Genomic DNA, 17,061 nt, shown 5'->3' on the forward strand with positions numbered 1-17,061 from the left:
TCTTCAACGCTTGGGCGAGGGGCGGCGCCCGCGCGGGGCGGAGGTCCTACGACGGCCTTTTGGTGCCTCTGAGGCGGGGGGGGCCGGCGCGCCCCCCCCCCCCCCCCCCGGGGGGGCCCTTCTCCGTGGAGCGCGGGTCAGACGGTACGGAACGCCAGGGTGACGTTGTGGCCGCCGAAGCCGAACGAGTTGTTGATCGCGGAGATCGGCCCCTCGGCCGGGAGCTTGCGGGGCTCGCCGGTCACGATGTCGGCGTCGATGTCGTCGTCGATCTCGTCGAGGTTCACGGTCGGCGGGGCCAGGCGGTGGTACAGCGCCAGCACCGTCGCGACGGTCTCGATGCCGCCCGCGCCACCCAGCAGGTGACCCGTCATCGACTTGGTCGCCGAGATCGCGATGTGGTCGAGGTCGTCGCCCAGGACCTTGCGCAGGGCCTTCAGCTCGGCCGTGTCACCCTGCGGGGTGGACGTGGCGTGCGCGTTCAGGTGGACCAGCTCGGCCGGGTCAAGACCCGTGTTGTCGAGCAGGTTCTGCACGGCGGCCGCGACGCCGCGGCCGGTGGGCTCCGGCTGCGCGATGTGGTGGCTGTCCGCGGACAGACCCTGGCCCAGCACCTCGCAGTAGACCCGGGCGCCGCGCGCGGCGGCGTGCTCGGCGGACTCCAGGACCACGACGCCGGCGCCCTCGCCGAGGACGAAGCCGTCACGACCCTTGTCGTACGGGCGGGAGGCCTGCTGGGGGTTCTCGTTGTTCTTGGACATCGCCATCATGTTGGCGAACGCGGCGATCGGCAGCGGGTGGATCGCCGCCTCGGTGCCGCCCGCGACGACCACGTCGGCACGGCCGGTGCGGATCATCTCTACGGCGTAGCCGATGGCCTCGGCGCCGGAGGCGCAGGCGCTGACCGGAGTGTGCACGCCCGCCTGGGCGTTGACCTCCAGGCCGACGTTGGCCGACGGGCCGTTCGGCATGAGCATGGGGACGGTGTGCGGGGAGACCCGGCGCACGCCCTTTTCCTTCAGTACGTCGTACTGGTCGAGCAGGGTAGTGACGCCGCCGATGCCGGAGGCGATGACCGTGCCCAGACGCTCGGGGGCGATCGAGGCGCCCTCGGTGGTCTCGGCGCCCGCCGGGTCGGTGTAACCGGCGTCGGCCCACGCCTCGCGGGCCGCGATGACCGCGAACTGGGCCGAGCGGTCCAGCTTGCGGGCCAGCGGCCGGGGGAGGACCTCACTCGGGTCCACGGCGGCAGGGGCGGCGATACGAACCGGGAGTTCGGCGAAGCGCTCACCCTCGAGGGGCTTTACGCCGGAACGGCCGGCAAGCAGACCTTCCCAGGTCGAAGCGCTGTCGCCACCCAGCGGAGTGGTTGCGCCGATACCGGTGACGACCACGGTGCGATTGGTCGGGCTCACAGGAATTCTTTCTCCACGTCTCAGGGGGTGCTGAATTGTCACGGCGCCACCGCCAGGTGGCGACAAACGCTCGTCAGGCTTAGGCCTGGTGCTTCGCGATGTAGTCCGCGGCGTCGCCGACCGTCTTGAGGCCCTTGACGTCCTCGTCCGGGATCTTGACGTCGAAGCGCTCTTCGGCGGCGACGACGACCTCGACCATGGACAGCGAGTCGACGTCCAGGTCGTCGGTGAAGGACTTCTCGATCTGGACGTCCTCGGTCGGGATGCCGGCGATCTCGTTGACGATCTCGGCGAGACCGGCGACGATCTCTTCCTGGGTGGCGGCCATGTGGCGCTCCTTCTCTAGCTGACTAACTGGGTGGATCAGGCTTCGGGATGTGGATCCCGGGCCCTAGGGGAGGGTAACGACCGTCGCGGCGTAGACGAGTCCCGCCCCGAAGCCGATGACGAGCGCGGTGTCGCCGCTCTTCGCCGCTCCGGTCGCCAGGAGCCGCTCCATTGCGAGCGGGATCGAGGCGGCCGAGGTGTTGCCGGTGGTTTCGACGTCACGGGCGACCGTGACGTGCTCCGGCAGCTTCAGAGTCTTCACCATCGAGTCGATGATCCGCATGTTTGCCTGGTGCGGAATGAAGACGTCCAGGTCGTCCGCGGTGATCCCGGCTGCGTCGAGCGCCTGCTGGGCCACCTTGGCCATCTCGAAGACGGCCCAGCGGAAGACCGCCTGACCCTCCTGCGTGATGGCCGGGAACTTCTCGGCGCTGTCCGTGGTGCGGTACTCGTCCCACGGCACGGTCTGCTTGATGGTCTCGGACTTGTCGCCCTCCGAACCCCACACGGTGGAGCCGATGGCCGGCTCGTCCGAGGGGCCGACGACCACGGCACCCGCGCCGTCGCCGAACAGGAAGGCCGTCGCGCGGTCCTCCAGGTCGGTGAGGTCCGAGAGCCGCTCCACGCCGATGACGAGGACGTACTCCGCGGAACCGTCCACCACCAGGCCCTTGGCCAGGGTCAGACCGTAGCCGAACCCGGCGCAGCCGGCCGAGATGTCGAAGGCCGCGGGCTTGCCGGCGCCGATGCGGTGCGCGATCTCGGTCGCGACCGCCGGCGTCTGCTTGAAGTGCGACACCGTCGAGACGATCACGGCGCCGATCTTCTCCGGTGCGATCCCGGCGGCGGCCAGCGCCTTGCCCGAGGCCTCCACCGACATCGCGGCGACGGTCTCCTGGGGCGAGGCCCAGTGCCGTGTCGCGATGCCGGAACGGGAACGGATCCACTCGTCGGACGAGTCGATGGTCTCGAGGATGACCTCGTTGGGCACCACCCGGACCGGGCGGTAGCCGCCGACCCCCAGGATGCGGGCGTACGGGGAGCCCTTGGCAGGCTTGATCTTCGACATGCTGTGTGGGCTCCTTCTCTCAGACCGCGTGCTCGGCGACGAGCGCCGCGGCCTTTTCGAGATCGTCCGGGGTCTTGAGGGCCACGCTCGGAACGCCCTTCAGCGCGCGCTTGGCCAGACCCGTCAGGGTGCCACCGGGGGACAGCTCGATGATCCCCGTGACGCCCAGATCGGCGAACGTCTCCATGCACAGGTCCCAGCGGACCGGATTGGCCACCTGGCCCACCAGCCGGGCGACGACATCGGCGCCCGTGGTCACGACCTGACCGTCCTTGTTCGAAACGTACTTCAACGCCGGGTCGGCCGGGGCGAGGGCGCGAGCGGCCTCCTCCAGCCGGGCGACGGCCGGGGCCATGTGGTGCGTGTGGAAGGCGCCCGCGACCTTGAGGGCGACGACCTTCATGGAACCCTCGGGCTTGTCGGCCTCGAGAGCGGCGATCTGCTCCATCGTGCCGGCCGCGACGATCTGGCCCGCGCCGTTGATGTTCGCCGGAGTCAGACCCAGCTTCTCCAGGTGCGCGACGACGACGTCCGGTTCCCCGCCGAGGACCGCGGCCATACCGGTCGCGGTGACCGCGGCGGCCTCGGCCATGCCGAGCCCGCGGGTCCGTACGAACGCCAGTGCGTCGGCGTCCGAGAGCACGCCGGCGTAGGCGGCCGCGGTGATCTCGCCGACGCTGTGGCCCGCGACGGCACCGAAGACCGTACGGGACCCGAGCTCGGACGCGGCGAGCAGACCGGCCGCGACCAACAGGGGCTGTGCAACGGCCGTGTCGCGGATCTCTTCCGCGTCGGCCTTCGTGCCGTAGTGGGCAAGGTCGAGCCCGATGGCGTCCGACCAGCCGGCGACGCGGTCAGCGGCGCCGGGCAGTTCGAGCCAGGGAGTCAGGAAGCCGGGCGTCTGTGCGCCTTGGCCGGGAGCGACGAGTACGAGCACCCTCACACTCTCTCTTGTGTTCGGTCCGCGCCGCCCGTGGGGACAGGGACGAAGAACCTTCGGCGTAATTGTTGATGTCCGACAAAAGTCTAGGACTGAGGATCGCCGTCGGCCAGACGCCCGAGGATCAGGGCGATCCTCAAAGTGAACGCGGAACGGACATCTGAGGGCGACCAGCCGGTGACGTCCGTCACACGTCGCAGCCGGTAGCGCACGGTGTTCGGGTGCACGAACAGCATCCGAGCTGCGCCTTCCAGGCTGCTCGCCTGCTCCAGATAGACGCTGAGGGTCTCCAGCAGGGCCGAACCCGCCTCTTCCAGCGGTCTGTAGATCTCCTCCACCAGCTGCTCGCGCGCCGCAGGGTCGGAAGCGATCGCGCGTTCGGGCAGGAGATCGTCCGCCAGCACCGGCCGGGGAGCGTCCTGCCAGGCGGTGCACGCCTTGAGCCCGGCCGCCGCCGCCTGCGCCGACTTCGTGGCGTTCAGCAGGTCAGCGACCACCGGACCGGCCACCACGGGGCCGGCCGCGAACGGACCGATCAGCGACTTCGCCACCTGGATCGGATTGTCACTGCCGCCCGCGATGACGACGAGCCGGTCCCCGAGCACCCCGGTGAGGACCTGGAGCTTGTGATGGCGGGCCGCGCGCCGGATCGCCTCGACCGTCAGCTCGCTGTCACCCTCCGGAGCGGTGCCCAGCACCACGCACACGTGTTCCGGGGAGTTCCAGCCGAGCGCCGCGGCCCGCGACAGCGCGCCCTCGTCGGCCTCCCCGGACAGCACCGCGTTGACCACCAGCGACTCCAGCCGGGCGTCCCAGGCCCCGCGCGCCTCGGCGGCCTGCGCGTACACCTGGGCGGTCGCGAAGGCGATCTCCCGGGCGTACACGAGCAGCGCCTCGCGCAGGATCGACTCGTCGCCCGGCGCCGCGACCTCGTCGATCGCGGTCTCCATGACCTCGATGGTGGTGCGCACCATCTCGACGGTCTGGCGCAGGGTGATCGCCCGCGTCAGCTCGCGCGGGGCCGTCCCGAACACGTCGGTCGAAATGGCCTGCGGGGTCTCCGGGTGCCGGAACCACTCCGTGAACGCGGCGATGCCGGCCTGGGCGACCAGGCCGATCCAGGACCGGTTCTCCGGGGGCATCGCCCGGTACCACGACAGGGTCTCGTCCATGCGGGCGATGGCGTTCGCGGCGAGCCGTCCGGAGGACTTCTCCAGCCGGCGCAGCGTCGCGGAATGCGGATGGGCGGGAGCCGGATGCGCGGGGTGGATCGCGGGGGAATGCTCACGTTCGGGTTGGGGCACGTGACAAGACTGCCTTATCGGGAAGGCTGCGCGGAGTCCGGTCTCCCCGGGGCCCCGTGGCCGCCTCGGGGGCGGTGGCCCGTCCGGGGGCTACGGTGGCCTCCATGATTGATGTACGCCGAGGCGCCGACCGCTACGAGGGCGGGGACCCGGAGGCCGGCATCGCCACCCGGCACGCCTTCTCCTTCGGGTCGCACTACGACCCGGACAACCTGCGCTTCGGGGCGGTCGTGGCGTGCAACGAGGAGCGCCTGGCCCCCGGTGCGGGCTTCGAGGAGCACCGCCACAGCCACACCGAGATCGTGACCTGGGTGGTCGAGGGCGAGCTCACCCACCGCGACGGCGCGGGCGCCACCGCCCAGGTCCGGCCCGGGGACGTGCAGCACCTGGGGGCCGGATCCGGGGCCCGGCACGCGGAACGCAACGAGGGTCCCGCCCCGCTGCGCTTCGTCCAGACCTGGCTCGCGCCGCTGGAACCGGCCGGGGAGCCCTCGTACGCCCTGGTCAGGGGCATTGCCGACAGTACGCCCTATGCCGTGCCGGCGGCCGGAGCCGTCCTGCACGTCCGGCGTCCCGGCGCGGGCGAGCGGGTCGCCCTGCCGGCGGCCGAGCGCGTGTACCTGCACGTCGTACGGGGAGACCTCAGGCTGGACGGCAAGGGGGACGGCGCCGGGGCGGACGACGACGAGCTGGGTCCCGGGGACGCGGCGCGGATCACCGGCGAGCCGGACCTGGAGCTCATCGCCGGCTCCCCGTGTGAACTGCTGATCTGGGAACTTCCCCGGCCGGCGGACGACGGGAGCCGGGGGACGGCTTAGGCGGCCGGTTCCACGGAGGTGGCCGCGGGCGTGACGCGGACGGCGCCGCTCCCTGCAGCTTTACCTGCGGCTACTCGCCGCCCAGCGCCGCCACCAGGTGCGGCAGGCCGCCTCCGGCCACGGCGAGGGCCAGGTGGTCGTGGAAATCCCTGCTGCTGACGATCAGGCCGTCGCGGACCCGCAGCACCTGGATGTTGGCGGCCTCGAAGGTCCGCCCGGTCGCGCGGTGGCGCACCTGGTAGTCCCACTCGGCGACGACCACTTCCGGATCGTCGGTCTCCCGGACCACCACGTTCGCCGGAGTCAGCTCCACGGGCGAGCCCGCGGCGACGGCCGCGAACCGCTCCCTGAGCGCCGCCCGCCCCTCGGTGCGGCGCGGACCGACCGGCTCGAACACGGTTTCCACCACGGCGTCCTCGGCGTAGAGCTCGGCCAGCTCCGAGAACCGGCCCGCGCTGATGCCGTCGAGCAGCTTCTGGAAGGCCTCACGCGGTGACAGCGCTTCGGACATGATCAACCCCCAGCGGGATGCGTCGCTAGAATCGGACTAGCGACTCCGGTTTCCAACGATACGGACTGGCGACTCCGGTTGTCTAGGGTGACTCCGCCGCGGCGGGGAAAGGCGGGAGGGATGGGCGGAGTGGGCGGAGCGGGCGGAGCCCAGGAACGTCCGTTGCGGGCGGACGCGGCCCGTAACCGGGCCAGGCTGCTGGACGTCGCGACGGAGGTGTTCACCACCCGCGGCGTCGGCGTGCCGACCGAGGAGATCGCCCGGGCCGCCGGGGTCGGGGTCGGCACGCTCTTCCGGCACTTCCCGACCAAGGAAGCGCTGCTGGAGGCGGTGATGGTGCGCAGGCTGGAGGCGATCGCGACCCGGACCGCGCGGCTGGCCGCCGAGGCCGAACCCGCCGAGGCCTTCTTCGCGTGTTTCCGCCTGGTGGTCGAGCAGTCCTCGGGCAAGAGCGAGTTCACCCGGGCGCTCGCCGCGGCCGGTGTGGACGCGCACGCGTCCCTGCGGGAGTCCAGCGCGGTGATCCAGGCGCAACTGGCCGGCCTGCTGACCGCGGCGCAGCGGGCCGGGGCGGTCCGCCCGGACCTGGGCCTGCCGGAGCTGGTCGCCCTGCTGGTCGGCACCGGCGCGATGACGGAGCAGCTGGATGCCGACCCGTCGGCCCGGGAACGGATCTTCGACGTGGTCTTCGACGGGCTGCGCCCCCGCTGAAGGGACGGCTAGCGGCCCTTGAGCTCGGTGAGGACCGCGTCGGTGAACGGGGGCCAGGCCTCCACGGCCCACGGGCCGAACGCCCGGTCCGCCAGGGCCACGCACGCGGCGCGCGCGTCCGGGTCCACCCACAGGAAGGTGCCCGCCTGTCCGAAGTGCCCGAACGTGCGCGGCGAGGAGCCGGCGCCCGTCCAGTGCGGGGACTTGCCGTCGCGGATCTCCAGGCCGAGGCCCCAGTCGTTGGGGGACTGGTGGCCGTAGCCGGGCAGGACGCCCTTGAGCCCGGGGTGGACCACGGCGGTGGCCTCGGCGACCGTGCGGACGTCCAGCAGCCGGGGCTGCTGGAGCTCGGCGGCGAAGCGCACCAGGTCGGCGACGGTGGAGACGCCGTCCTTGGCCGGGGAGCCCTCCAGCTGGCTCGACGCCATGCCCAGCGGCTCGAAGACGGCCTGGCGCAGGTACTCGGGGAACGGGATGCCGGTGGCCTTCGCGATGTGGTCGCCGAGCTCCTCGAAGCCCGCGTTCGAGTACAGCCGGCGCTGTCCGGGCGGGGCCGTCACGCGGTGCTCGTCGAAGGCCAGGCCGCTGGTGTGCGCCAGCAGGTGGCGCACGGTGGAACCCGCGGGTCCCGCGGGCTCGTCCAGCTCGATCGCACCCTCCTCGTAGGCGACGAGGGCGGCGTACGCGGCGAGCGGCTTGGTGACGGAGGCCAGCGGGAAGCGGTGGTCCAGCGGGCCGTGACTGCCGAGCACGGTCCCGTCGGCGCCGACCACGGCCGCGGCGGCGGTCGGGACCGGCCAGTTCTCGATGATGCGCAGACTCTGCAGGCTCTCCATGCGGCCGAGCGTACTTGCTTGGAGTGCACTCCAAGGTTTTAGCGTGGTGGTCATGAGCCTGACGCAGACGCGGTACACGATCAGCGAGGTCGAGGCACGGACCGGTCTGACCCAGCACACCCTGCGCTGGTACGAGCGGATCGGCCTCATGCCGCACGTGGACCGCTCCCACTCGGGACAGCGGCGCTTCAGCGACAAGGACCTCGACTGGCTGGCCTTCGTCGGGAAGTTGCGCACCACCGGAATGTCGGTGGCTGACATGGTCCGGTACGCCGAACTGGTGCGCGAGGGAGTGCACACCTCGCGCGAGCGGCGCGAACTGCTGGAGCGGACGCGCCGCGAGGTGCGGGCGCGCATCACGGAGCTGAACGACGCGCTCGCCGTGCTGGACTACAAGATCGACATCTATTCGATGAACACCGTTGCGGTGAACACCGCTGCGACGGGCGCCGTCGCGGAAGAGGCAGAGCGGACATGACCGAGAACACGGTGAAGATCGAGAAGGCCGAACTGGGCCGGGGCGGCCCGCTGGTGGGCGTCCAGGGCCTCGGCTGCATGGGCATGAGCGAGTTCTACGGGGACACGGACGAGGGGGTCGCCCGACGGACCCTGGACGCGGCACTGGCCGCCGGAGTCACCCTCTTCGACACCGCCGACGCCTACGGGCGCGGCGCGAACGAGGAGTTCCTCGCCCCGTTCGTCGCCGCGCACCGCGAGGAGATCACCCTCGCCACGAAGTTCGGCATCGTGCGCGGCGACGACGAGACGTACCGGGGGATCGGCAACGACCGGGCGTACGTCCGGCGGGCGGTCGAGGGGAGCCTGCGGCGGCTCGGCACCGACGTGATCGACCTCTACTACATGCACCGGCGCGACCCGGCCGTGCCGCTCGCCGAATCGGTCGGCGCCATGGCGGAGCTGGTGCGCGAGGGCAAGGTGCGCCACCTCGGGCTCAGCGAGGTGACCGGCGCCGAGCTGCGCGAGGCGCACGCGGTGCACCCGATCGCGGCGCTCCAGTCGGAGTGGTCGCTGTTCAGCCGGGACGTGGAGCGCAGCGCGGTGGGCGCGGCGGCGGAGCTGGGCGTGGCCCTGGTGCCGTACTCCCCGCTCGGACGCGGTTTCCTGACCGGCGCCTTCGCGGACGCGGCGGCCGAGCTGACGCCCGGGGACTACCGCCGTTATCAGCCCCGGTTCACGGGCGAGAACGCCAAGGCCAACGCGGCGCTGCTGGAGCCGGTGCGGGAGATCGCGGCGGCGCGCGACGCCACGCCGGGACAGATCGCGCTGGCGTGGGTGCACCAGCGGGCGCTGGTGCACGGGCTGACGGTGGTTCCGATCCCGGGGACGCGCAAGCCCGGCCGCCTCGCGGAGAACACGGCGGCGACCCGGATCACGCTGACGGACGCCGAGCTGGCGCTGCTGGAGCCCCTCGCCGACCGGGTCGCGGGCGACCGCTACCCGGACATGAGCTCGACCGCGACCGCGCGCGAGGCGTAGCCGCGGCCGCACCCGCAGGCGGCCGGGGGAGGGGCGGCCGGGTGGCGGTCGCGCCTCAGGCCCCGGCCGTGAACCGGTCGCGCAGGGCCGCGTACTCCGCGTCCGTCAGCAGGCCCGCGCTGTGCAGCTCGCCCAGGTGCTGGAGCCGGTCGCCGGAGCGGGCCCGGGGGACCGCGGCGACCGGGGAGCGGTCGCGCAGGGCGGCGAGGAGCGCCGCCGCGAAGGGCAGCGATTCGTGCACCGCCCCGTAGCCCGCGCCGAGCACCGCCGAGGCCAGATCGTGGTCGGGGCGCGGATCGCCCGCGTGACCTCGGGCGAGCAGGCGCAGATGGGCTCCCCGGCGGTCCGGGGAGTGCCATTCGACGCCCGTCAGGGCGGCCAGCGGATACCGCTGGTCGCCCGCCTTCCACTTGGCGCTCGTGGCTCCCGTACGGGACCAGCGGAAGGTCACCGCCGAGCCGTCGAAGACGAGCCGGGCGTCGTACGCCTTGAGCGTGAGCGGTGGCCGCGGCGCGGTCGTCACCAGGAACCGCTCCGCCGGCTCCGCTTGCTCCGCCGGGCTCCGGCCCAGCCGCTCCCGTACGGCGTCCACGAAGGCCGCCGCCCGCGCGGTCCGGTCGCCCGGCAGGACCAGCCGGTACGGATCGCACGCCTCCTTCAGCTGCCCCGCCGCGGCCTCCATCAGCGGATCCGCGCCGGGCCGCACCACGGCGCGCAGCACCACCGCGTCCCGCCGCCCCGCGGTCAGACTCACCCCCGACAACGCCTCGAGGGGGATCCGGCGTGCCCCGAGGGCATGCCAGAGCCTGGGCGTTCGCATCCCCCGAGCGAAGCGGATGAGCATCGAGTCCGTGGTGCGGTCGAACTCCCAGACGGCATGGTTTCCGGCCAGTACGTCACCCATGCGGCACATGGTAAAGGGACGCACCCCTGTGCGTCCCCCTGTCGTGAAGCCCGTTTTCCGACCGTCTACGCGTGTCAGGAACCGTTCGTGCCGGAAATTCCACGTCGGCAGGCGTCGTCCCCCGTGGAACACACCGTGGAACCGAACGCACCGGTTCCGATTTTGGCGAAGTTGTCCAAAGAGTCGGTCCCTGGCTCGAAGTAGCCGGTGTGGCTCTTGGCCCCGGCGGCCGACAGCACCCGCGCGCCGAAGTCCGGGTCGACCGGATCCGCGCCGTGGCCGAGGCCCCCGAGCTCCAGGTGCGGCACGTCGGCGATCCAGTCGCCGGAGTCGCGCGTGGCCCATACCCGCGCCGAGGTCCCCAGCTCTCCGACGTTCTCGGCGCGCATCCCGGGGCTGCCCGCCACCGCGATGTCCGTGACCCGGGCCGGAAGTTCGTGCGCGGCGACCCCGCAGACCACCGAGCCGTAGCTGTGGCAGAACAGCGCCACGCTGGCCCGGCCGGGCAGCGAGGAGGTCAGCGCGCGCAGCTTGTGCGCGCCGTCCACGGCCATCCGGCCGGTCGCCGCGTCCATGCCGACCCCGGTCGGCGCGGTGTACCCGGCCCAGGCGATGACCGCCGTCCGGCCCGCGGGCGCGGCCGCGAGCTCCGCCTCGTACAGGGACTGCGCCATGCCGGCGGGGGCGGTGAGGCGGCGCTGGGTGCGCTCGAAGGTCAGCGCGTCGGTGTCGACCCCCGGGACGATCACCGAGACCCGGCGGGCCTCGTCGAGGTCGCCGAAGACCTCCGCGACGAGGCCGCCGCCGGTCGGGTCGAAGGTGAGGATCTGCCGGCCGGGCTCGGCGAGGGACTCGAAGCGGTGGGCGCGGCGGGAGGCCATGACGCGGTCGGCGGGGGCCAGCGTGACGTCGTGCGCGTCGGCCTCCTCGGCGCGGGCGGCCTGCTGCAGCGCGATCCCGTTGGCCCGGTAGCGGGTGGTGACCGGGACGCCCTCCAGGCTGCCGACCACGAGGGGGTGCCCCTCGGCGAGCCGGGCGCGCTGGGCGCCGTCGAGGCCGGCGAAGAACCGGGCCACGGTCGGCGCGGGGGCGTCGGCGGCGGGCAGCGTCCGGCCCTCGAAGAGGGTCTGCGACCAGGCGGCGAGGGCGGTCTGGCGCGCGGACACACCGTTCTCGGGCCGGTGCACGGCGGTCCAGCCGGTGGTCGCGAGCATCAGGAAGACCACCGCCAGCGCGAGCAGGATGCGCAGGGCGGCCGGACGCACGGGATCGACGGCGGGGGAATGGGGGGTGGCGGGGCCGGGCAGGTTCACTGAGTCCAGCCTATGAGACCGGCGCGGGCGTTGGCGCGCCGGGTGACCGGAGTCACCGCCGGCCGGAACCCCAGTCGGTGGCCAGCGCGGGGCCGATCTGGTCGAGGTAGGCCTCCGTCATCCGCCGGATGGTGGCCACGCTGGTGTCCTCGCCCTGCCCCCAGAGCCGTCCGGTGACTCGCATCACACCCGAGAAGGCGGCGACGGCCACCCGGGGCCGCGGATCTTCGTTCACGTCCAGGCCCTCGCGCTCGGCGACCAGCCGGGCGATCCGCTCCTCCAGGTCGGTGGAGCGGCGCAGGTGCACGGCGAGCAGGGCCGGAGTGGACTCGATGAGCCGGTAGCTGCGCATGTACAGGTCGACCGGGACCACCTCGGAGATGGCCTCGTCGACGGTGTCCCAGGCGTCGAGCACGGCCGCGCGCATCGCCTCGAGGGGGCCCTCGGCGGCCGGCCGCAGGCTCAGGGCGGCGACGAAGTGCGATTCGACCAGGTCCTGGACGGCGAACGCGACCTCCTCTTTGTTGGCGAAGTACCGGAAGAAGGTGCGCTGCGAGACGTCCACGGCCTCGGTGATCTCGTCGACGGTGGTCTCCTCGTACCCCTGTGCGACGAAGAGGAGGAGGGCGGCACGCAGCAGCGCGTCGCGGGTTCGCCGTTTCTTGCGCTCCCGCAGTCCGGTCGCCGGTGCGGACGGCGCGGGCCGTCGGTCGGTCATCACGGGCGGTCGGGCTCCTCGTCCGTCGGCGGAGTGGGCGTAAGGCTACCCGGGACGGACCCGCCCACACGGTCCGCGGGCGCTCACCTGCGTCTCGCACGACACGTTCGTGTCCGGGTGAACACCGCCTTCGTCCCCGGAGTGCGGGCGCCACGCCCGGCCGGCACGGCCGCGCAGGCGTCAACTCCGAGGCTCCGACAGCCCCGCCGGACGGTTCCGGCGGGGCTGTCGCCTATCCGGGTGGACCCGCCCGGGGCCCCTTCCGCCCGCCCGTCCGCGCAGGTCAGCGTGGTGTGGACGGAGCCGCGGAGAAGGTCCGGGGCCCGTCCGTCCACCAGGAGTTGACCCGTCATGCGTACGTGGAACACCATCCGTCCCGGGCGCGCCGCCGTCTCGGCCGCCGTCCTCGCCGCCACCCTGCTGATCCCTGGAACCACCGGTTCCGCCCACGCGGCGGGCCGGGGCGGGGGTCACGCCTCGGGGCCGCCGCCGCTCGGGGCCTGCGCCACCGGACAGTTGTGCCTGTGGGCGAAGCCCGAGTTCAAGGGGACCCGCAGGACGCACGAGCTCAGCACCCTCGACATCAACAGCTGCACCGCCCTGCCCGCCGGGACCAGCGCCCAGTCGCTCGCCAACCGCACCGGACGCCCGGTCACCACCTACCAGTCGGCCGAGTGCGCCGAGACCGGAGAGTTCCAGACCTATCCGGGAGACGGGGTGTGGCTCCCGCAATCGCCCTACCAGGTCAGGGCGTTCAAGGTGTGGGAGCGCTGAGCGACCCGGCCGCCGGAGCCGCCTCGGGGAACGGGAGCGGGACACCCCGGGCGTGGACGTCCGCGCCCGGGGCGGGCCCGTCGGGCCCCGGGCCCGGGGCGGTCCCGGCTTCCGTGTCCGGGGCGGTCCCGGCTTCCGGGTCCGCCCCCGCCTCGGCGGCGCGCGCTCCGCCGAGGCGGGCCACCTCGGCCCGCAGCGCCCGTACCTCGGCGGCCAGGTCGGTGATCGCGGCCGTCTGGGCGCGCTCCATCTGGTCGTCGCGCTCGAAGCGGGAGATGAACCAGGCCGCGATGTTGGCGGTCACCACACCCAGCAGCGCGATGCCCGACAGCATCAGCCCCACCGCCAGCAGCCGGCCGAGTCCGGTCGTCGGGGAGTGGTCCCCGTACCCGACCGTCGTCATCGTCGTCACCGACCACCACAGGGCGTCCCCGAGGTTCTTGATGTTGCCGTCGGGCGCGTCGCGCTCCACGCTCAGCACGGCGAGCGAGCCGAACATCAGCAGCCCGACCACCGCGCCCGCGACATAGGTGGTCAGCCGGATCTGCGGGGCCATCCGGGCCCGCCGGCCCACCAGCATCAGGGTCGAGACCACGCGCAGCAGCCGGAGCGGCTGGATCATCGGCAGCAGCACCGCCGCCAGGTCCAGCCAGTGCGTCCGGACGAACGCCTTCTTCGACCGGGACAGGCCCAGCCGCATCAGGTAGTCGACGGCGAAGGCCCCCCACACCACCCACTCGGCGTGCGTGCAGGCGCGGTGCACCCCCGCGGCCGCGTCGGGGGCGACGATGGGCACGGTGTAGGCGACGGCGAATCCGAGGGCGAGCACCAGCAGAGGCGTCTGCGTCCGGCGCTCCCACCGCGTCTGGCGGGAGTGTTCCTTCATGCGGGCATAGTAAAGAACGCGTAAGGGGCGCCGGAACAAGAGTCCCGGCGCCCCTCACGGGCGTGTCGGTCAGGCGTCGCCGCCCGCCGCGCCCGGATCCGCCGCCGAGACGTCCAGCAGCTGGTACCGGTCGACGGCCTGCTTGAGCACCGAGCGGTCGATCTTGCCTTCCTTGGCCAGCTCGGTCAGCACCGAGAGGACCACCGACTGCGGGTCGATGTGGAAGAACCGGCGGGCCGCGCCGCGCGTGTCCGCGAAGCCGAAGCCGTCCGCGCCCAGCGAGGTGTACGGGCCGGGCACCCAGCGCGAGATCTGGTCCGGGACCGCCCGCATCCAGTCCGAGACCGCCACGAACGGACCCTCGGCGCCGGACAGCTTGCGCGTCACGTACGGGACGCGCTGCTCCTCCTCCGGATGCAGCAGGTTGTGCCGCTCCACGTCGACGGCCTCGCGACGCAGCTCGTTCCAGGAGGTCGCCGACCAGACGTCCGCCCGGACGTTCCACTCGGCGGCCAGGATCCGCTGCGCCTCCAGCGCCCACGGAACCGCCACGCCGGAGGCCATGATCTGCGCCCCGATGCTGCCGATGGTGCCGGCCGAGACCCGGTGGATGCCCTTGAGGATGCCGTCCACGTCCACGTCCGCCGGCTCGGCGGGGTGCTGGATCGGCTCGTTGTAGACCGTCAGGTAGTAGAAGACGTCCTCGGCGTCCGGGCCGTACATGCGCCGCAGACCGTCCTTGACGATGTGCGCGATCTCGTACCCGTACGCCGGGTCGTACGCCACGCAGCCCGGGTTGGTGGAGGCCAGCAGCTGGGAGTGACCGTCGGCGTGCTGCAGGCCCTCACCCGTCAGGGTGGTCCGGCCGGCGGTCGCGCCGAGGACGAAACCGCGCGCCAGCTGGTCGGCCATCTGCCAGAACTGGTCACCCGTACGCTGGAAACCGAACATCGAGTAGAAGACGTAGACCGGGATCAGCGGCTCGCCGTGCGTGGCGTACGCCGAACCGGCGGCGATCAGCGAGGCCGTGCAGCCCGCCTCCGAGATGCCGTCGTGCAGCATCTGGCCGGTCGGGGACTCCTTGTACGCGAGCAGCAGGTCGCGGTCGACCGCCTCGTACTGCTGGCCCAGCGGGTTGTAGATCTTGGCGCTCGGGAAGAACGCGTCCATGCCGAAGGTGCGGTACTCGTCGGGCGCGATCAGCACGAAGCGGCGGCCGATCTCCTTGTCCCGCATGAGGTCCTTCAGGATGCGGACGAAGGCCATCGTCGTGGCGATCGACTGCTGCCCCGAGCCCTTCTTGGCGGCCGCGTACGTCGCGTCGCCCGGCAGCTGCAGCGGCTTCGCGCGCACCACGCGGGTCGGCACGTAGCCGCCCAGCGCACTGCGGCGGTCGTGCATGTACTGGATCTCGGGGGAGTTGCGGCCCGGGTGGTAGTACGGCGGTGCGCCGCCCTCCAGCTGGGCGTCCGTGAGCGGGATGTGCAGCCGGTCGCGGAAGCGCTTGAGGTCGTCGGCCGTCAGCTTCTTCATCTGGTGGGTCGCGTTGCGGCCCTCGAAGTTCGGACCCAGGGTCCAGCCCTTGACCGTCTGCGCCAGGATCACCGTCGGCTGGCCCTTGTGGGCCTTGGCCGCCGCGTACGCCGCGTAGACCTTCTTGTGGTCGTGACCGCCGCGGCCCAGGTGCTGGATCTGCTGGTCGGACATGTTCTCGACCATCGCGCGCAGCCGGTGGTCGCCGCCGAAGAAGTGGTCGCGGATGTACGCGCCGGATTCGGTGGCGTACGTCTGGAACTGCCCGTCCGGGGTCGAGTTCAGCTTGTTGACCAGGATGCCGTCGCGGTCCTGGGCCAGCAGCGGGTCCCAGGAGCGGTCCCAGATCAGCTTGATGACGTTCCAGCCGGCGCCGCGGAACTGCGACTCCAGCTCCTGCATGATCTTGCCGTTGCCGCGGACCGGGCCGTCGAGGCGCTGCAGGTTGCAGTTGACGACGAAGGTCAGGTTGTCCAGGCCTTCGCGGGCCGCGATGGACAGCTGGCCGAGCGACTCCGGCTCGTCCATCTCGCCGTCGCCGAGATACGCCCAAACGTGTGACTTGGAGGTGTCCGCGATGTCGCGGGCCTGCATGTACCGGTTCATCCGGGCCTGGTAGATCGCGCCGAGCGGGCCGAGGCCCATCGAGACGGTCGGGAACTCCCAGAAGTCCGGCATCAGCCGCGGGTGCGGGTAGCTGGACAGGCCGTACGGGGCCTTGGACTTCTCCTGGCGGAACGCGTCGAGCTGCTGCTCGGAGAGCCGGTCCAGGAGGTAGGCGCGGGCGTAGATGCCGGGGGAGGCGTGGCCCTGGAAGAAGATCTGGTCGCCGCCGTCGCCCTCGTCCTTGCCCCGGAAGAAGTGGTTGAAGCCCACGTCGTAGAGGGAGGCGGAGGAGGCGAACGTGGCGATGTGGCCGCCGACGCCGATCCCGGGACGCTGGGCGCGGGAGACCATGACGGCCGCGTTCCAACGGGTGGCGTTGAGGACCTTGCGCTCGATCTCCTCGTTGCCGGGGAAGAAGGGCTCGTCCTTGGTGGCGATGGTGTTGACGTAGTCGGTGGAGCGCATCTCGGGGACGGCCACGCGCTTCTCGCGGGCGCGCTCGATCAGGCGCAGCATCAGGTAGCGGGCGCGCTCGCGGCCCCGCTCGTCGACGGCGGCGTCAAGGGAGTCGAGCCACTCCTGCGTCTCTTCCGGATCGAAGTCCGGGACCTGGCTCGGCAGGCCGCCAATGATGATCGGATTGCGATCGGATGCGGAAGCCACGCTGTTCCTTCGCTGTCGGGGGAGTCGTGCCTGGGGTCTCGCCGCCTCCCATGGTCTTACGCTCGGCGGAAATCGTCACCTTTACCACTCGGTAATCCCTGGAGCCGGTGGGACGCGGGCGCCGTGATGACGGGCATGGGCCAAACCGCAACCTTACGCCCGAGTCGATCAACGCTTCGCAAGGCCGTTCGTCCCTCAAACAGGTAGGAAAGTCCCGAGCCGATGCCGAATGAGGT

Annotated in this window: 17 protein-coding genes; 5 read left to right on the plus strand and 12 right to left on the minus strand. The window is 72.1% G+C overall.

Translation table 11 applies throughout. The features are described 5' to 3' along the window. Positions 1-137 precede the first annotated feature (137 nt). From ACWF9Z_RS21175 to ACWF9Z_RS21195, 5 genes are all read right to left on the minus strand, one after another. Positions 138-1,415 (minus strand): beta-ketoacyl-[acyl-carrier-protein] synthase family protein, encoded by a 1,278-nt coding sequence (locus ACWF9Z_RS21175; protein WP_453604179.1) that lies wholly within the window; start codon positions 1,413-1,415, stop codon positions 138-140. 79 nt (positions 1,416-1,494) lie between these two features. Next, positions 1,495-1,743, minus strand: coding sequence for an acyl carrier protein (locus tag ACWF9Z_RS21180; protein ID WP_356650184.1), 249 nt, complete (start codon positions 1,741-1,743; stop codon positions 1,495-1,497). A gap of 63 nt (positions 1,744-1,806) precedes the next feature. Continuing rightward, positions 1,807-2,811, minus strand: a complete 1,005-nt coding sequence (locus ACWF9Z_RS21185) for a beta-ketoacyl-ACP synthase 3 (protein WP_453604181.1) — start codon at positions 2,809-2,811, stop codon at positions 1,807-1,809. Positions 2,812-2,830: 19 nt separating this feature from the next. Beyond that, positions 2,831-3,748 carry an ACP S-malonyltransferase gene (locus ACWF9Z_RS21190; RefSeq protein ID WP_453604183.1) on the minus strand — a complete coding sequence of 306 codons (918 nt, stop codon included), beginning with the start codon at positions 3,746-3,748 and terminating at the stop codon, positions 2,831-2,833. A gap of 89 nt (positions 3,749-3,837) precedes the next feature. Further along, positions 3,838-5,055, minus strand: coding sequence for a PucR family transcriptional regulator (locus ACWF9Z_RS21195; RefSeq protein ID WP_453604184.1), 1,218 nt, complete (start codon positions 5,053-5,055; stop codon positions 3,838-3,840). A gap of 104 nt (positions 5,056-5,159) precedes the next feature. Here ACWF9Z_RS21195 and ACWF9Z_RS21200 point away from each other — a divergent pair, with 104 nt between their 5' ends. Next, a complete protein-coding gene (locus ACWF9Z_RS21200) occupies positions 5,160-5,873 on the plus strand; it encodes a pirin family protein (protein WP_453604185.1) in 714 nt (237 codons plus the stop codon). Between the two features lie 70 nt (positions 5,874-5,943). Here ACWF9Z_RS21200 and ACWF9Z_RS21205 read toward each other — a convergent pair whose 3' ends face one another. After that, positions 5,944-6,384 (minus strand): nuclear transport factor 2 family protein, encoded by a 441-nt coding sequence (locus tag ACWF9Z_RS21205; protein ID WP_453604187.1) that lies wholly within the window; start codon positions 6,382-6,384, stop codon positions 5,944-5,946. A 120-nt stretch (positions 6,385-6,504) separates the two neighbouring features. Between ACWF9Z_RS21205 and ACWF9Z_RS21210 the strand changes: the two genes are divergently transcribed. Continuing rightward, complete coding sequence (locus tag ACWF9Z_RS21210; protein ID WP_453604189.1) at positions 6,505-7,095, plus strand: TetR/AcrR family transcriptional regulator; 591 nt, start codon at positions 6,505-6,507, stop codon at positions 7,093-7,095. Positions 7,096-7,103: 8 nt separating this feature from the next. On the opposite strand, the gene ACWF9Z_RS21215 is transcribed toward ACWF9Z_RS21210, so the two are convergent. Continuing rightward, complete coding sequence (locus tag ACWF9Z_RS21215; protein WP_453604191.1) at positions 7,104-7,931, minus strand: serine hydrolase domain-containing protein; 828 nt, start codon at positions 7,929-7,931, stop codon at positions 7,104-7,106. Between the two features lie 52 nt (positions 7,932-7,983). Here ACWF9Z_RS21215 and ACWF9Z_RS21220 point away from each other — a divergent pair, with 52 nt between their 5' ends. Both ACWF9Z_RS21220 and ACWF9Z_RS21225 read left to right on the plus strand, forming a co-directional pair. Beyond that, entirely contained in the window at positions 7,984-8,409 is a 426-nt protein-coding gene (locus ACWF9Z_RS21220; protein WP_453604193.1) for a MerR family transcriptional regulator, read from the plus strand. Next, positions 8,406-9,428, plus strand: a complete 1,023-nt coding sequence (locus tag ACWF9Z_RS21225; protein ID WP_453604195.1) for an aldo/keto reductase — start codon at positions 8,406-8,408, stop codon at positions 9,426-9,428. Before ACWF9Z_RS21220 ends, ACWF9Z_RS21225 begins: the two co-directional genes overlap by 4 nt. A gap of 55 nt (positions 9,429-9,483) precedes the next feature. Here ACWF9Z_RS21225 and ACWF9Z_RS21230 read toward each other — a convergent pair whose 3' ends face one another. The 3 genes from ACWF9Z_RS21230 to ACWF9Z_RS21240 all read right to left on the minus strand — a co-directional run bounded on the left by ACWF9Z_RS21230 (position 9,484) and on the right by ACWF9Z_RS21240 (position 12,363). Beyond that, positions 9,484-10,332 (minus strand): DUF4429 domain-containing protein, encoded by an 849-nt coding sequence (locus tag ACWF9Z_RS21230; RefSeq protein ID WP_453604196.1) that lies wholly within the window; start codon positions 10,330-10,332, stop codon positions 9,484-9,486. 74 nt (positions 10,333-10,406) lie between these two features. Beyond that, positions 10,407-11,546 (minus strand): alpha/beta hydrolase, encoded by a 1,140-nt coding sequence (locus tag ACWF9Z_RS21235; RefSeq protein WP_453604298.1) that lies wholly within the window; start codon positions 11,544-11,546, stop codon positions 10,407-10,409. A gap of 151 nt (positions 11,547-11,697) precedes the next feature. Then, a complete protein-coding gene (locus tag ACWF9Z_RS21240) occupies positions 11,698-12,363 on the minus strand; it encodes a TetR family transcriptional regulator (RefSeq protein WP_453604300.1) in 666 nt (221 codons plus the stop codon). A gap of 351 nt (positions 12,364-12,714) precedes the next feature. Here ACWF9Z_RS21240 and ACWF9Z_RS21245 point away from each other — a divergent pair, with 351 nt between their 5' ends. Further along, positions 12,715-13,137 carry a peptidase inhibitor family I36 protein gene (locus tag ACWF9Z_RS21245; protein WP_453604197.1) on the plus strand — a complete coding sequence of 141 codons (423 nt, stop codon included), beginning with the start codon at positions 12,715-12,717 and terminating at the stop codon, positions 13,135-13,137. Here ACWF9Z_RS21245 and ACWF9Z_RS21250 read toward each other — a convergent pair. Both ACWF9Z_RS21250 and aceE read right to left on the minus strand, forming a co-directional pair. After that, a complete protein-coding gene (locus ACWF9Z_RS21250; protein ID WP_453604199.1) occupies positions 13,118-14,023 on the minus strand; it encodes a potassium channel family protein in 906 nt (301 codons plus the stop codon). The two genes, ACWF9Z_RS21245 and ACWF9Z_RS21250, sit on opposite strands and share 20 nt — an antisense overlap. A 69-nt stretch (positions 14,024-14,092) precedes the next feature. After that, a complete protein-coding gene (aceE, locus tag ACWF9Z_RS21255; RefSeq protein ID WP_453604201.1) occupies positions 14,093-16,825 on the minus strand; it encodes a pyruvate dehydrogenase (acetyl-transferring), homodimeric type in 2,733 nt (910 codons plus the stop codon). Positions 16,826-17,061 lie beyond the last annotated feature (236 nt).

The organism is Streptomyces sp. NPDC054961 (genome assembly GCF_053609145.1).

What these genes read in the sequence shown, in the direction of transcription:
- ACWF9Z_RS21180 (WP_356650184.1), bottom strand. Translation starts at nt 1,743, where the DNA reads ATGGCCGCCACCCAGGAAGAGATCGTCGCCGGTCTCGCCGAGATCGTC.
- ACWF9Z_RS21185 (WP_453604181.1), bottom strand. Translation starts at nt 2,811, where the DNA reads ATGTCGAAGATCAAGCCTGCCAAGGGCTCCCCGTACGCCCGCATCCTG.
- ACWF9Z_RS21200 (WP_453604185.1), top strand. Translation starts at nt 5,160, where the DNA reads ATGATTGATGTACGCCGAGGCGCCGACCGCTACGAGGGCGGGGACCCG.
- ACWF9Z_RS21205 (WP_453604187.1), bottom strand. Translation starts at nt 6,384, where the DNA reads ATGTCCGAAGCGCTGTCACCGCGTGAGGCCTTCCAGAAGCTGCTCGAC.
- ACWF9Z_RS21210 (WP_453604189.1), top strand. Translation starts at nt 6,505, where the DNA reads ATGGGCGGAGTGGGCGGAGCGGGCGGAGCCCAGGAACGTCCGTTGCGG.
- ACWF9Z_RS21215 (WP_453604191.1), bottom strand. Translation starts at nt 7,931, where the DNA reads ATGGAGAGCCTGCAGAGTCTGCGCATCATCGAGAACTGGCCGGTCCCG.
- ACWF9Z_RS21220 (WP_453604193.1), top strand. Translation starts at nt 7,984, where the DNA reads ATGAGCCTGACGCAGACGCGGTACACGATCAGCGAGGTCGAGGCACGG.
- ACWF9Z_RS21225 (WP_453604195.1), top strand. Translation starts at nt 8,406, where the DNA reads ATGACCGAGAACACGGTGAAGATCGAGAAGGCCGAACTGGGCCGGGGC.
- ACWF9Z_RS21230 (WP_453604196.1), bottom strand. Translation starts at nt 10,332, where the DNA reads ATGGGTGACGTACTGGCCGGAAACCATGCCGTCTGGGAGTTCGACCGC.
- ACWF9Z_RS21235 (WP_453604298.1), bottom strand. Translation starts at nt 11,546, where the DNA reads ATGCTCGCGACCACCGGCTGGACCGCCGTGCACCGGCCCGAGAACGGT.
- ACWF9Z_RS21240 (WP_453604300.1), bottom strand. Translation starts at nt 12,363, where the DNA reads ATGACCGACCGACGGCCCGCGCCGTCCGCACCGGCGACCGGACTGCGG.
- ACWF9Z_RS21245 (WP_453604197.1), top strand. Translation starts at nt 12,715, where the DNA reads ATGCGTACGTGGAACACCATCCGTCCCGGGCGCGCCGCCGTCTCGGCC.
- ACWF9Z_RS21250 (WP_453604199.1), bottom strand. Translation starts at nt 14,023, where the DNA reads ATGAAGGAACACTCCCGCCAGACGCGGTGGGAGCGCCGGACGCAGACG.